13 protein-coding genes are annotated in these 14,230 nt (G+C 48.9%); 12 read left to right on the forward strand and 1 reads right to left on the reverse strand.

The annotated features are described in order from the left end of the window. Positions 1-97: 97 nt before the first annotated feature. The 4 genes from ACF8D4_RS01045 to ACF8D4_RS01060 are packed head-to-tail and all read left to right on the forward strand — an operon-like array spanning position 98 to position 5,091. The gene (locus ACF8D4_RS01045; RefSeq protein ID WP_345868355.1) at positions 98-2,491 is read left to right on the forward strand and encodes a hypothetical protein; all 2,394 of its coding nucleotides are present in this window, start codon (positions 98-100) and stop codon (positions 2,489-2,491) included. A gap of 8 nt (positions 2,492-2,499) precedes the next feature. Further along, positions 2,500-2,844 (forward strand): hypothetical protein, encoded by a 345-nt coding sequence (locus tag ACF8D4_RS01050; protein ID WP_208251637.1) that lies wholly within the window; start codon positions 2,500-2,502, stop codon positions 2,842-2,844. Between the two features lies 1 nt (position 2,845). After that, the gene (locus tag ACF8D4_RS01055) at positions 2,846-4,252 is read left to right on the forward strand and encodes a hypothetical protein (protein ID WP_208251639.1); all 1,407 of its coding nucleotides are present in this window, start codon (positions 2,846-2,848) and stop codon (positions 4,250-4,252) included. Beyond that, entirely contained in the window at positions 4,252-5,091 is an 840-nt protein-coding gene (locus ACF8D4_RS01060) for a hypothetical protein (RefSeq protein WP_208251641.1), read from the forward strand. The genes ACF8D4_RS01055 and ACF8D4_RS01060 overlap by 1 nt, the downstream gene beginning before the upstream one ends. Before the next feature lie 30 nt (positions 5,092-5,121). On the opposite strand, the gene ACF8D4_RS01065 is transcribed toward ACF8D4_RS01060, so the two are convergent. Next, positions 5,122-6,006 (reverse strand): glycosyltransferase family 2 protein, encoded by an 885-nt coding sequence (locus tag ACF8D4_RS01065; protein WP_335919811.1) that lies wholly within the window; start codon positions 6,004-6,006, stop codon positions 5,122-5,124. Between the two features lie 303 nt (positions 6,007-6,309). Here ACF8D4_RS01065 and ACF8D4_RS01070 point away from each other — a divergent pair, with 303 nt between their 5' ends. The 8 genes from ACF8D4_RS01070 to ACF8D4_RS01105 form a co-directional block, all read left to right on the forward strand. Beyond that, positions 6,310-6,744 (forward strand): hypothetical protein, encoded by a 435-nt coding sequence (locus ACF8D4_RS01070; RefSeq protein WP_208251645.1) that lies wholly within the window; start codon positions 6,310-6,312, stop codon positions 6,742-6,744. Between the two features lie 11 nt (positions 6,745-6,755). Then, the gene (locus tag ACF8D4_RS01075) at positions 6,756-9,536 is read left to right on the forward strand and encodes a hypothetical protein (RefSeq protein WP_392468221.1); all 2,781 of its coding nucleotides are present in this window, start codon (positions 6,756-6,758) and stop codon (positions 9,534-9,536) included. Positions 9,537-9,639: 103 nt separating this feature from the next. Beyond that, positions 9,640-9,942, forward strand: a complete 303-nt coding sequence (locus ACF8D4_RS01080; RefSeq protein ID WP_208251654.1) for a phage holin family protein — start codon at positions 9,640-9,642, stop codon at positions 9,940-9,942. After that, on the forward strand, positions 9,939-10,385 hold the full coding sequence (locus ACF8D4_RS01085) for a hypothetical protein (RefSeq protein WP_208251655.1): 447 nt from the start codon (positions 9,939-9,941) through the stop codon (positions 10,383-10,385). The genes ACF8D4_RS01080 and ACF8D4_RS01085 overlap by 4 nt, the downstream gene beginning before the upstream one ends. After that, complete coding sequence (locus ACF8D4_RS01090; protein ID WP_335919813.1) at positions 10,385-11,008, forward strand: hypothetical protein; 624 nt, start codon at positions 10,385-10,387, stop codon at positions 11,006-11,008. Before ACF8D4_RS01085 ends, ACF8D4_RS01090 begins: the two co-directional genes overlap by 1 nt. Further along, complete coding sequence (locus ACF8D4_RS01095; protein WP_392468225.1) at positions 11,008-13,536, forward strand: hypothetical protein; 2,529 nt, start codon at positions 11,008-11,010, stop codon at positions 13,534-13,536. Before ACF8D4_RS01090 ends, ACF8D4_RS01095 begins: the two co-directional genes overlap by 1 nt. Further along, positions 13,536-13,886, forward strand: a complete 351-nt coding sequence (locus tag ACF8D4_RS01100) for a hypothetical protein (protein WP_208251660.1) — start codon at positions 13,536-13,538, stop codon at positions 13,884-13,886. The genes ACF8D4_RS01095 and ACF8D4_RS01100 overlap by 1 nt, the downstream gene beginning before the upstream one ends. Before the next feature lie 48 nt (positions 13,887-13,934). Beyond that, positions 13,935-14,230 (forward strand): hypothetical protein (locus ACF8D4_RS01105; protein WP_392468228.1); only part of this gene is annotated, 296 nt, incomplete at its 3' end.

The following is a 14,230-nucleotide window of genomic DNA, read 5'->3' on the forward strand; positions in this document are numbered from 1 at the left end:
ACTATCTACGGAAACCAGCCAATTGGTGATGTTCGTTCAACACCTATCAGTTATGGGCTGGCTCTCAACGAAGCGTTAATTGAGCGGTATAAAAAGAATGGAACCAGTCGATAAGAAAGCCTCGATCTCGGAAGTCGCTGTAGAACCGATTAACGGTCAAGTTGACACGCTCCAGGTTCAAAGCCTGGCAGCCGAGAATTTCTCAGTTGATGCTATGTTGGACTTGTCCGAGATCACCAGGGCAATACAAAAGTCATCGGCTCATAACATCCATGAATTGAATGCCGGATTTAGCAAGCTGGAGCAGATTTTACGGAACAAGGTCAATTTAGGGCGCGATAGGTCGCCTTCTTCCAACTATCCAAAAAATGACAGTAAAAGACATAAAAATGACACTAAAAATAAATTAAATGTCAAAAATGACGATTTTGGCGCCGAAAAACAGCAATTCCAAGAAGGCAAAAAAACTCAGGCCAAGCCGATTGACTCAAAAATGACAAATGAACGCGTTTCATTGTCAGAAGAAGGCAAGCCAAAATTAAGTCATTTGAAGCCCCAAAATGCAAATGAGCGCTCACTGGAGATAACAGAAATCCCTCTCCACCAGCAGCCAGAACCAGCACGGCGAGAATCCAACAAAGCCAAACCTGGAAATGACAATGCCAGCGAAAAACCAGTTGCCCGGGAAGCAGGGATTAGCAATTTCTCACCAGATGATCTCAGTCAGTTCAAGAAAGGCTCCGATGGCAAGTTGCGCCATTCGTCCGGGCGCTTTGCCTCAAAAGCTGAGCGCAAGAAATTTGAGGCAGCAAGTACCGGCTCGAAAACCAATAATGAAGATGCTCGAGCCGATGAGAAACAGCAAACCTCCCTGCTGAGCTCAGTGAGTAAAAGTGTTGCCAAAATCGCGGCATTTAGTGCTATCGGGTCACTTGCAAGCCCTAATTCCAGCGCAGGAACAGTTGCCGGCGTGGCCATGGGTGGATCATATTTCCTCGCTGCTCAGGAAATGATGCAAATGATGGCTGACGTTAAAGAGCGGTTCGCTGAGAACGATATAAACTCTTTCGCCGATCTCAAAGCTGCAGCCAAAAACAAAGTGGTCGGCGCCAAGGAAAAAGTCAGCGGTGCCGGCTCGGCCATGGTGGAAATGGTCAGGGGTACCCCAATGATTGCGGCTACAGCCACCAAGCAGGCCAGTAAGAAAGCCTCTGAGGCAAAATCAGGGCTATCTGTTATCAAGACACGGATCACCGAGCCGTTACTTGCACTCAAAACAAAGCTAAAGCCTCTCCCAAGCAAAACTGACTATGAAAGCCTTAGCGTCCTGAAAGCCAGGAACGCCGGAGCTGAACAAGAGCATGTAGAAACAATTCGCGCCCTGGGAGAAATTAAAGACGCTATCGACATGAAGCTGACCAATGCTGGAGGAGGCCGCGGTTTACTCGGCGATGCCTTTGATGCATTTGGCGATAGAGATAAGCGCGGCCGCCGAAAAGGTAAAGGTCGAACCCGGGGCCGAACAGGGCGCCCATCCATGGCCAGGGGCGGTAAATTCTCAAGAATGCCTGCCGGCGCCGGGGCTTTCTTTGGGGAAGCTGGCACCATGGCCAAGCCTGGCCTATCTGCTGGTGGTGGGATGCTCAAAGCTGGTGGTTCGGCCCTACGAATGGGAGGCGCAGCTCTCAGTAAGTTGGCACTGCCCTTAACGGTTGCTATGGCTGCCTTTGATGGTGTCAGCGGGTACCTGGATCACGATGCCCAGGCTAAAGCCTTTGGTTTAAAAGAAGGGCAAGAGGCGACCTTTGGCCAGAAAATGTCGATGGCCACCGGTAACATATTGAGCTTTGGAGGCCTAAGTGAGCTCATCGGTATCAGCGCTGAGGATATTGCCCAGGGAGTTTATAAGCTCGGCGGGGGTGAGATCCCATCCAGTGCCAAGGAAGTAATGCCGAAGCAAACACAAGCACAAGAGGCCCATAAAACCCAAGGAACCCCACAGGAAAAGCCTGTTGAGGATCCAGGCGCCGCCGACTTTGGCGCTAACAACCTTGAATCCAATCAACCAGCGCCCGGTCAATTGGGCCGGGGCAGGAACGCTCCACCAGTCCTAAAAGTTATCGAGGATGAATCTAGCGCCAAATCTCCCGAAAACGGGAAATTAAGGCTGCAAAACTCTAGCATTGCCACATCATCAGTGACGCCTGCTGATATGAACATAAGCCCTATATCTGTTCCTGATATTGAGCAAATTGTCGCGTACTCATCACACCAAGAACAGATGAAGGGCAAGGAAAAACGGGATGAGGCACCAGTTGTAATCGCTGATCCGGAGGTGGCCAAGTTGCTGCGTTCCATCGATAAGAAGCTGGACAAAAACAACTCAAAAACAACACCAAGAGGCCATAGGGCGGCGAGCAATCCACAAGGGCCATCAGTACCAAACGACTTCTCTGATACACGACTACGCCGAGAAGCCAATGATCTATGAGGTAGCAAGTGCAGTTTGAGATTGAATACTTGATGAGCCTGTCAGAGTCCGGGGTTCGAGTGATGCAAGGTGCGGCAGCAGATCTCAATAAGGTGGCTGAATGGCTGGATACGCCAAGGGGTAGTGTGTACGGCTTACCGAGCTGGGGCAATGAGTTGAAGCAGTTTCAGCATGAGCCGACAAACTCCAGTGATACAGCCGTCAATATCGAGTTTCACATCATTAACGGGTTAACAAGAGACATTCCAGAAATCGTTATACAGTCGATATTTTGCGAGCCACACCCGGTAGAACCAGACCGCTTTTTGATAACCATTGGCCTGCCATCTGGTGAGCTATCGAAGGATATTTAGGATGAAAACAGCAAACGAATACAAGTCTATTTTTGAGGGGATCCTGACGGGGTTTTCACAATGGAAACGGCTTGCCGGCAGTCAGTTTGTTGCTATGCAGTCAACGTTTGTCGGGCAAATGGTTTCTAAATCCATATTCTCCGGCTATCGCTACTTGCAAGAGTGTTTTCTTAGCACTGCAGTAAAACGCTCGAGCGTTCTAGCATCTGCAGAGGATCGTGGTTATGTAGGCCGCAAGCGTATGCCGTCTATGGGTACCGCCCTGGTTCAAAACTTCTCAGGCAAGTTAGTGTCGATCCCCCGGGATGCCCCGATCATATCAAAAGCTTCAATTCAGTATGTTGTCACTAAAGCTGTTGAGATTCCCGCCGGTGAGTCTGTTGATGTTCCAATATCACAGCTTGTATTGAGAGTGTTCTCATCGACAGTGACCAAAGAACAGAAGTTCTGCGAGATACTGCTCCCTCGCGCCGTCACAGCGATAACTCACCGAGTTGATGTATACGTATCCACCAGCTCAGGAGCTGCTGAGCTATGGGAAAAGCGCTTTATGTTCCGCCGAGCCGATGCAAGGACTAAAGCCTATGCCGAATTTTACAAGCCAACTGAACAGCTGGGCATTCGGTTCGGGAACGGCATAAATGGCATGATCCCGCCAGTTGGCTCGACTATCACATTGAAAGTCTGGACGACTGACGGTGACACCACTCTTATTGACCGGCAGCCGCTCGAGTTCATCGGTGATTCATCACACTTAAACAACAACCTGGCTATCTCAACCAAAACTCCAATTGTTGGCGGCGCGGCCGCAGAAAGTGCTGAGGAAACCCGGGCTGGAGCGCTAAACATCACCTCTTTTGATAATCAGCTGGCCTGGGATGATGATTACGCACATTACATCAAATCCAACATGGCCAACCTGGTTTGGGTAAATGCCTGGGGAGAGCAGGAACAGGAACGACAGGACGGCGGAGTTAGATCACTGGAGCATATAAATACGGTGTTTGTCTCTGCTTTCTCATCCAAGTTAGATCAGTCGCAGCTATCATCCATCATTTCAGATCTGATGCGGGACACAAATTATCTGAACAAGCGCTACAAATACGTGCTGGCCAACGAGCTCCCGTTCACCATTGTGCTGGATGGTGCTGTCACAGGCGATAAAGACTTCTTAATGGTTAAAAAGACCGTTAAAGACGCAGTTAGAGCCGTTTATGGCCGTATTCCGACAAAAGACAGGCCGGTGAAGATCCTCAAAAAAGACGTATCCAAACTTATTGAGGAATTAGGCATTTTTTACGACTTTGAAATCGATTGGTCAGAGTATCCTGGCGAGCCGAAGCTCGAGGACTATATCTACTTAGATATTGATAACTCGGTCATTAACCTAAGCTATAAGGATCTCTGATGGCGGGTGATAGTTGGTTATCAAGACAGTTAACAAAGGCAAAGCAGAATAGCCCTGTTTGGACTGAGTTTGCAGATGCGGTTCAGCTCATTTTTGATGAGCAAGTGCGGCCTGTATATGACCGTATTGCCGGCATGAGCTCATATTTCACAATGCACCCAGATGATCTCAGCCGGCGCATTGATGAAATGGGTAAATTTTTCTATTTCAGCGATGCAGTAGAGCAAGCAGATTTACCCCTGGCCGTAATGCAAAAACTTGATGAGGTTCATTTCAAGAGAACAGATCTACCCATCCAGAATGCCATTAGCCGCGAATTTAAGGGGATCTCTGTTCGCTGGATGCCTCTATACGCGCCTAAACAAATAACGCCGATTGGCAGCAAGGACTATACAAAGAAGGATGTTAACGGGTTAATTGTTAACTCTCTGCGCACAATAGACGATATAAACAACAACAATGAGAGTTTGGATGATTACTTTCTCACATCGAGGGGGGTTATTGAGGTCAGTTCCGGGGCTCTCAGTGAGGCCGGTTTCACAACGGCCCAATTTAGCGCCATGGTGGCCAGGGTTGTAAAGCCGCTTATTCCTCTGGACATAGTTTATGACGGTGAGCGGATCATCATTCATTACGACATACTGGAGCCCAAAGAGTGGCTGTACTTCACCGAGCAAACAATACTGACAGAGTTTGCCCCTATGGTAGAACCAATCCCGTTATCATCGACCGGCAGCCAGCTTTTTGAGTCATTTTTGGCAAATAATATCTACCCGTCCCCGGAGAACCCGATAGATAGGTTTGACCGTTTACGGCTAGATGCCAGACCGCTAGATTAAGATAAAGCCCGGGTAATCCCGGGCTTTTATTTATGCTGCTTTATCTTGCTTCGTTCCCAAGTAAAGCAGGGTTTCCATGTGCTGAGGTATGTTGTGACTATTATCAAAAAACTCATTCAAGCCGAGGCGGCAATACTGGATCTTTTTGTTGACCACTTCCCAGTATAAGTCCTGGTTCGCTTTGAGCTGTGCTCTGGACAGTTCGGGGTGATGTAGATGGAATGCAACAGCGGCATGTTTCAGTAATCGGCGTTTCGTACCGAACCTATTTGCAAGCCTGATATAAAATTCTTTGTCCTCTGGCCCCCATCCAATAAATTCATGGTTGAAGCCATTAACCGCTATTGCATCTGCTCGCCAGAATGCCATGTTACAGCCAAATACTTTATCTCCGGTTATTTCAACCGGGCTGCGCCGGCCGCAACGCAGGAACTTACTTCTCACGGTACCCAGAGAACGATCAAACTTGACGCCAGGGCCAAACAACCGCGGCCAAAAGTCTTTCTTTTCAATCATCCTTCGAGTGTATTTTTCGTTTATCTTTACCCGGATCCCTGCAACAAAAACGCCTTTTTCAGCGACCTCGATATGATCCTGGATAAAGTGTTTTTCCATGACCATATCCTGATCAACATAAATCATGTAGTCGCCAGTGGCTTGGGCCAGAGCCAGATTACGCCCCCTGGCGGCTCGAAAGCCCTTATCTTCTTGCCAGCAATGGATCAGAGGGCAACCTGCAGCATTGAAGCGCGGTTTTAGCCTCTCGATTAGCTCCCTTGTTGGTTCCGCCGAGCCATCATCAGCAACAAGCACCTCTTTGGGTAATACAGTTTGTTTGAGAACGCTCTCGAGCGACAACTCCAGAGCCTCCGGCCAATTATAGGTAGTTATGACCAGGCTTGCGGTAAACATCATTACTCTCCATGAAATAAGAACTACAGCGTCCGCTGCTGTTAGGATATTCCCGCATTTTTTTACCGTCAATCATGCGTAACAATTTATTTTTTTAGGAGAATTTCACCACTCAACACACTGTTAAAAATAGGTTAATCACCACATCACGGCGCCATCGAACAAGGTCATACCAGAATAGGGCTCACACAAGACATTGTTAGAAATATGTTAGGAAATAAGATTCTATAAATCCCCGCTTTTTGGCTTTCTTGAGTGCCGAAAACATACCATTCACGCAATGTTCTGAATGTTGAAAGGCGCATCATGGAAACAAAATCTAAAACATCAAAGGGTGTTCTGCTGGCTCGATACTTCGACCGCCGGGCTGTTTCATCCATCAGCCAGGTACCGAACTTCAAACTAACGTCTGTCCAGTTTGGATATGGGTACTTGGATACTTCAACAGATCCAGCCCAAGTAAAGCCCATACCCCTTACTGCGACCAAAGCAGATATAACCAACGTCTACATCGATAACCGCCCATCATTCACGTATGACGAGAATACCCACCAGATCAAAGTGAGAACCGAGATCCCAGCTGGTGCAGAGACAATCCCAGAGGCAGGTGCAAACGTAAACGTGGCTTGCATTCTGGATGATACGGGTGAGGCCGTGGCCATGCTGGTGGGGCAATTAACGGTTGTGAATCGTGACCGTGGGTACCTGGTAACGGGCACAATTGAAACCAATCTCAACTAAGGGAGGATGACATGGGAATATCCGGCTCCTCGAGCGCCATTCCAAACTTGGCCAATAAAGCTCTACTCGCTGATATTCAGGCGTTTGAGCCGTATGCTTCATCTGCGCTTAACAGAAAACTCAGAGGTATAATTAACCCTGGGATCTATCATGGCTTTGATGTGGTTCCAGGCGAAGGCCTGGCGGTACTAATTCAATCGCCAGGTGATAGCGCAGCAGCTGTCGAAGTAGGGGAAAGCTACCTGCTAACTGTTCGCCAGCAAGCATCTGTAAGCGTCCCTGTTCCTGCTGGCCGCCGATCAGTTATTTGTCTCAAGGTTGTCTATTCTCTCGATATAGAGACAGATCAGGTTAATGCCGATAGTCAGGTGAAAGCTGCTGAGATCGTGGCTGTAAACGTAGGTGACGAGCCGGCAGGCTCAATTATCTTGGCTGAGGTCAATGTCCCATCTGATGTGACCGCCATTACAGCCCCAATGATAGATTTATTACGCCGCCAATCGGTTTCCCTGGAAGGGTTCTGGGAAAAAATCAACAGTGGGGAAATTCGGCCAAAGTTGGGACTCTGGGCGAGAGCCCAACCCGAAAAAGGTTTTTTGCCGGCGGCAGACAAAACCGGGGCCGAGGCCAAAGAATCAATAGGGAAACCTGGAGCCTGGTTCAAAGAAGTATGGGCTAATGCGTTTCGCGGCGGCAGCATCGATGTAACAGGGCCAATTAAGTCTGGCGGTAAGAACGCTATGCTGGTGGGTGATTACGGCCTCGGTGGCGCGTCAATGCTGTTAAATGACGGCTACGACCTTCGCAAGCTACCTGCGGCTAACGCTTACTACCGCGGCCAGAAATTACTGAATGCCCCGGGCAACTCTGCCGAGTGGTTTTACATCAAAACAGAGGTGCATAGTGATGGTTACATGCGCATTGAAGCCTCAAACTTTGGTGGTTCAAAAGAGTTTTGGTGTGCCAACGTCAATGGCAAGTGGAGCGAGTGGAATACCAGGTACTCAACCAACTTTAAACCAACAAATGAAGATATAGGCCTTGGTAATCTGAGCATTGGCGCCGGCCGAATACTCAGTATCACATCAGATTTTGGCTCAACTTCAATAGGTATGAAAAATGCTTCCTGGTCACACTATGAAACATCAGCGCCAGAGGGGCATTATTTTTATAAGAAAGCATGGATCCAGCAGGAACTAAGGGCTCTATCAACCTTCATATCCGTAGGGAAAGCCAGCCTTAATGCTGGTGCTGACATTATTGGTGATTTGAGTGTAAGCGGGAACATTTCAGCTAAACATGGTTCTTTCACCGGCTCAGGGAATGATTACAACACCGGCGGTTTAGAAGTAAAAGGTGGTGGAACGAGCAACCGCAATGTTGTTCCAACACTGGGTTTTCACCAACCAGGCGTGTATGGCGCAAGTATACAGCTTTGGGCTGGATCTGATTATCGCTTCTACCAACAAGGTGGTGCCGCCTACGCCTCTGTTACCGTAGAGAATCTATTTGCCAGTGGGCAAGTAACCGCTCATCTTTCCCCATCATCTTGGATCACTGGTTTCAAAACCTCGATGGCATACAAGATACCTACTGTGGGGAATACGAGCGGTTTTTCATCCTGGATGAGTCAAAGAACAGTTGGTGGCGGTTTTGCCATTGGTACGCTTGGTGATACCTGGTATTTGACCTTTGCGACCAAGGCGAATATCGATGCCAACACTAACTCGGCAACTCCAAGAATCATTGCAACGGCCACAATGGTGACAATGCCAGGCGTTGTTCAGGCTGATACGTTCCAATCGTCATCTGGCCAGCTGTCATTTGTTGCTGCAGCGAATAACCAACAAGGGATGTACCTGAACCCAACAGACAAGCGAACCATTATTGGTGGTGGCTCTGCCGGGAAAATACTGTTAAGACCAAATGGGATTAGTACGACAGCTGGTGAGTGGACGATCAATGCTAGTGGGGTACTGGAAACGGGGAATATCCCCTGGGCTCGCTTAAGTGGTGTTCCAGTCTATGCAACTAGATGGCCTTCTGCAGCAGAGGTCGGACTTTCAAACGTTCCTAATACAGTTCACTCATCCGCGGCAACGGCTAATACAGTAGCAGTAAGGGACGCTGCTGGCGATCTGTTTGCTCGATTGTTCCGAAGCAACTATGCAAACCAAAACACTATCAGCGGTGCTATTGCTTTCAGGATTAACAATTCCAGCGACAGTTATTTGCGGTTCTGTAGTGACCCTGCAGCGGTTAGAGCATGGCTCGGTGCTGCGGCTGCCAATCATTCGCACACTTGGGCACAAATATCAGGCATACCTGCAACTGCGACCAGATGGCCCTCATGGGGTGAAGTGTCAGGGAAGCCAACCTACGCTACCAGGTGGCCGACATGGAACGAAGTTAGCAGCAAGCCAACTTATGCCCTGCGATGGCCAACCTGGGACGAAGTTAGCGGTAAACCGACATTCGCTGCCAATCCATTTATCAAATTCTATGATAGCGTCGGCATTAGTAAGCTGAGGTTGCCTACCGCTGCTATCAACCATTTGAAAGCTGGCAGGGACGTAGAAGTACGCTGGCTGATGAAACTGGAATATCAGATGAAATGGGAAACGCAGCTGCTTGTCGGTTCTACTTGGAGCCAGCGCCCCAGTTACCGCGGCTTATCTCAGGATGTCTCCTGGTGGTGGATATACACTGGCTACCACACATCAAGCGGAAATGATGGCTGCATTGTGACTGAATCGAACAGACTGATACGCGCAGAGTATCGACTCCTCTAACCTCCAATCCAACCTCAATCAAAGGCGTAAACCCTCCAAATTTACGCCTTTCTCTTCCTAACAATTATCCTACCCATACCATTTCACAATCTGAGGATTTTTAGTGTTTGAGGCCGAGCTGATATTGACCGTGCTGGCACTATCGATACTGGCTGGACTGGCCTCTTACCTGCAGGGAAGCAGAGAAGGCAAATTCAAGTCCACCAGCATAGTGTTGAATTTAGCCGGTGAAATCACTTCCGCCGTAGTAGCGGGAATGACGATCCTATTTTTGGGAACGTGGCAAAACTACCCGGAATCCCTGACATGCCTGTGCTCTCTATTGGCTGCCAGCCAGGGTAAAGATTGGACGGCGCTTTTAGGAAAAGCGCTGGCGGATAAACTAAACATGAGTAGCAAGCAATGATTGACACCTTTTTCAACGACATATCCCCTTATGCGGTGATTATCGCCGTTCTCCTGCTGTGTATGTATGACCGTGCGATTGTCAAACGCGGGGAGATAGACATTGTTTCTATCTCCCCGTACCCAGCCGACAATGGCATGTTGCGATTTGCCCTGCAGTATGAGGTAGGCTCGGCGCCACAATGGTCTGAATTGAGATATTCGCTGGTGGATCGCCATGACCCTTCAACCATGATCACCGGCAAAACGCGAAGCCTGGACTTTGCACGGCCCGGCGTTAACAGTGAGTTTTTGCTGATTAGAGAGGATCTGGTTCGCCCCGGGGATTGGGATCTCAAAGTAAAAATTGTCACCACTGCCGGCAAGCTCAATCCGCTTTATACCCTTTTCCCGATAGAAAAAATCGCAGTCCAACACGTTGTTATACCTGGGGGTAATGACTAATGGATCAACTACACAGCAAGAACAAACAGCGCTATTTCACGCTGGATTTTGAGCCTTTGACAGAAAAAGGTGGACTAAAGCCTTTGCTCACAGCATTCAACCGGATCAGCGAAGTTGCCGAGGTGGTCAGCAGCAACCGTGCCGGCCGGAAGGATGGCATGAAGCAGAAAACGGCCCAGTTCATTTTTATCAATGGCCAGAGCGTAACTATCACAGTCAGTGAAACTGGGGATGTAACCCAGACCAAACTCAATACTGTTGTTATCCCCGTCAACGCAATGCGAACAGTGGACGCTTACGCAAAAGAAGTTTGTCAAAAAATGGAGGCCAACCAACCGAAGTTTGATAAAGCTCTGGCGCGAAAGGCTGCAGCAGCGATCAAAGACGCAAGCAAAGTTAAGCCGGCCAGTAAAACCCTTAAGCAGCAGCTGGTGGAGGCGAATGAAGCGCTGGTAACGGCCAACCGAAATATTGATTCAGAGCGAAGTCGCTTGGAAACACTCAAAAACGACAAGGCCGGCGCGGATTCTGAAATTGAAAAGCTTCGCTTGCAACTCTCCGCATTAAAGACCGAGGAAAACCAGATTGTGGAAGCTATCGAATCCATGGGGGGTACCGTTTAATGATTAAGATCTTGATGGACGGCGCGAGAGAAGGCGCACCAATGACCGCCACTGAGTATGAAAACCTTTTGCACACTGACAACGGCTTTATGTTTGAGTCCGTGACGCTCGAGGAGCTGGAGGCCACATATCACTATGATCATGCGCCGGTACCCGAGCGTATGCTCGAGGCAATAGTGACAACAACTAACCGCCTGGCACGAACCATGGAAGCTTTCAGGCGAGCCTTTGCTCGGCAGTTGGTAGGTACCGAAATATCAGTAGAAGAAGCGGAAATTGCCCGACCGCGGATCTCTGGAGGGTACGCAACTCAAACAGTGCGATTCCCTGTGTCTGATGGCCAGAGCGTGTCGATTATCTTCCACTCCCCAAGCGGAGATCCGGCAAAGATTGCAGCAGGAGATACCCTTGTCGCGTTCCGTTTTTTGTTGAACAAGCGTGATGTGACACACACAGTTTCACCAGATGGCGGTATAGACGTATCACTCAAACAAGTGACTTTGAAGCTATCTAATCTGTTGGAGCGTAATAGTAAGCCTTTCCAGAGCCGACAGACGGCAATAAAGGCCCAGAGAGACAAACTGGATACGGCCCAGGCTGAGCTCGCCAAAAAAGATGCTGAATACAATGCTGTTGTTTCAGATGCTGAGGCAACAGAGGAAGCTCTAATCGTCACAAGAAAGCGAGTGGAAACATTCAAGATCGCTATCGACAAAACCAATAAGCGCCTCCGGGCTTTGCGAGCCAAACTCAAGCTGCTACAGAAAAATACGCCGGATAGTACCGCTGCAGTTCGTGCCGATGATTGGGGCGTAGGGGAAACCATTTCGGTTGATGGCGAAACCTGGGAGCTAAAATCAATTGCCACTGATGGCACTAAAATAACTGTCAGTATTGCTGGTGGCCCAGGTAAAGAGTTGTCTATCGATGAGCTCAACAACGTGCAGGATGATACCGGCGTCAATGTCGTGGTTCGGCGCGTCAACGGCCAGTTGACCGATGAAGAAAAACAGAAGCAACCAGGTAACACCGAAGGTACCCCAACAGCTCCTGTCAGCAAAACAGATCCAGACTCGGTACCAGAAGGTAGCGGCGGCGGAATAGTTGCCAGTGTCCCGCTACACAGCATACGAACCAACAGCATGCTAAACCCTGCTATCAAGGTTTCGGCCACCAGCAGTGATAACCCCAACAGGATTTGGTTCAGCCAAGGCAAACCAAACACAATGGTTGTGAGTGCCAGCTTTGCGCCAGACTTTGACCAAGACAAGGCGGACAAGGAGCGAGAAGACGCCTTTCGTTACAGGGCCGCACTAAAGGCAGCTAAAGAGGATGGTTATTTGCTCGAGCGCTATAAGCACTCAAGGCTGCAAGGTATTTACATATTGGTCAACGCTGATGAAAAGGTGCTAACTCGGAACGGTTGGGATGCATACTGGAAGGCTGCAGCCCCTAATAAACAGCCTGCCGCCACAGACGAAACAGAAACCTTATACATTTACGCCATCCCTGCAGACCTTGATAAAGCCGCTGCTCCAAAGACCGATTTTATCGACTGGGTAGAGAAAGAGGCCTTGCCGGCAACAGCGTTAGAGGTGCTAGATGCTGCAGAAGCGAATGGTCAGGAGTTTGCGGGTATCGGCCGCTATCGCGCAGAAATAGACACAGCTGTATTGCTTAAATACAAGATGCTGGATCTACAAGTACCTTATGACCCGACAGCTCATACTCAACCAAAAACTGGTGAGGTTGTCGATAGCAGCCTGGAATCAGAGTTTGATCGACTGTATCAAACCGCTTTGCAGTTACCCGGTGCAGATATGGCAATCACTGATGAGAAAGATGGCCGGTACTTTGTTAGCCAAGGCAATGGATTTTCTATTGATAACGGCGCAAGCCTATCTGATGCTATCGAGTACCTTAAAGACTGGATCAGCAAAGCGCCAGCCCGGGCTATAGAAGCCAAGAGGGAACTGCTAAAAGCTTTCATTCGCAACGCCAAATTGCCTAAAGGATGGATCCTGAACAAGGATGAAATAGAAGACGCTGAGTGGCCGAAAGTTTTCATTGATTCAGTCATTGAGGCCTATTCCAAGGACGGCAATTATTCCTACTCGCTATATGTAAATGACAACAACGAAATGGTGATCTCTCATGCCAACGGCGGCGACCCTAAGCAAGTGGCCAAGTTCAGTGATGCCATCGAGTTTGTTCAACAGCAACTATCAGAAGACGCGGCGGAATTTGCCTCAACATACACAGGTTCAGTTGATGATCTCCCCGATGAATTGGCCGAGCTTGTAAAGCCACTCCTTACCAAAACCAACAGTGAGGCCACCATGAACAGTGACGATATGGCCGCCAAGCTGCGTGATGCCCTGGATTCCGAGAAAGATCCTGATGCGCTTATGGCCTTGCTCGAATCTGCGATTGACACCTTTGAAGCTGAGGGTACATACAGCGAAAACGAACAGCTGGCGGAATTGGTTTCTGATCGCATAACTGAACTACTGGAGGCCGCGCAGTAATGAATTTATCAATCAGAGAAAAGCTGGCACTGCAGCGCAGAAACAAAGATCTAATCCAGCAGCTAAAGGAGGAAAAGCTACCCCTCCGGCAAAAACTGCAGATGCAAGCCGAGGTATCCGCCAATTTCAAAAAGCTGAAAGCCAAAGGTACTGACTCCACGCCGGTACCGGAGCCAACAACGGAAAATGAGCTGCTGAATAAGTACCTTGCCGGCGAGTTCAACGAGCAGCCAGCAGAAAAACTCTTTGAGGTAATTGATAAGTTGGACTCCCAGGGAATATCGCTGCAGCAAATCAAAGCAGGGGCCATTACGTGGGTAACAGCCAATGCAGATCTGAAAGCAGCGTAATTAGCGGAATAGGGCAGCATCGCTGCCCTTTACCAAAGAGTTGAGCCGATGAACACGATCCAATTTCCCGAAAATGCCAAATCCTCTCTAACACTTGTTCGCTCTCCAACGAGGCGCAGGTGTAACCATTCATCGCTTGTCCTTGATGCTCACACCCGCACTATAAAATGCGAACTGTGCTCATGTGTCATTGAGCCATTTGATTACCTTGTGATGGTTGCAGAAAAAGAGTGTCGCCTGCGTAGTGAGTCAAGAGCTCTTAAGCATGAAATCCAACAAAAGATGATGGAATTGAGTGAGGTCAAGCGGCAGTTGGCCAATGCCAAAGCACGCCTCAACAGGGC

This window comes from Shewanella sp. YQ_9 (assembly GCF_043103185.1).
Classification (GTDB): Bacteria; Pseudomonadota; Gammaproteobacteria; order Enterobacterales; family Shewanellaceae; genus Shewanella; species Shewanella algae.

Excerpts from the sequence above, each read along its gene's own strand:
- ACF8D4_RS01045 (WP_345868355.1), top strand. The coding sequence starts at position 98 with ATGGAACCAGTCGATAAGAAAGCCTCGATCTCGGAAGTCGCTGTAGAA.
- ACF8D4_RS01055 (WP_208251639.1), top strand. The coding sequence starts at position 2,846 with ATGAAAACAGCAAACGAATACAAGTCTATTTTTGAGGGGATCCTGACG.
- ACF8D4_RS01060 (WP_208251641.1), top strand. The coding sequence starts at position 4,252 with ATGGCGGGTGATAGTTGGTTATCAAGACAGTTAACAAAGGCAAAGCAG.
- ACF8D4_RS01065 (WP_335919811.1), bottom strand. The coding sequence starts at position 6,006 with ATGATGTTTACCGCAAGCCTGGTCATAACTACCTATAATTGGCCGGAG.
- ACF8D4_RS01070 (WP_208251645.1), top strand. The coding sequence starts at position 6,310 with ATGGAAACAAAATCTAAAACATCAAAGGGTGTTCTGCTGGCTCGATAC.
- ACF8D4_RS01075 (WP_392468221.1), top strand. The coding sequence starts at position 6,756 with ATGGGAATATCCGGCTCCTCGAGCGCCATTCCAAACTTGGCCAATAAA.
- ACF8D4_RS01085 (WP_208251655.1), top strand. The coding sequence starts at position 9,939 with ATGATTGACACCTTTTTCAACGACATATCCCCTTATGCGGTGATTATC.
- ACF8D4_RS01090 (WP_335919813.1), top strand. The coding sequence starts at position 10,385 with ATGGATCAACTACACAGCAAGAACAAACAGCGCTATTTCACGCTGGAT.
- ACF8D4_RS01095 (WP_392468225.1), top strand. The coding sequence starts at position 11,008 with ATGATTAAGATCTTGATGGACGGCGCGAGAGAAGGCGCACCAATGACC.
- ACF8D4_RS01100 (WP_208251660.1), top strand. The coding sequence starts at position 13,536 with ATGAATTTATCAATCAGAGAAAAGCTGGCACTGCAGCGCAGAAACAAA.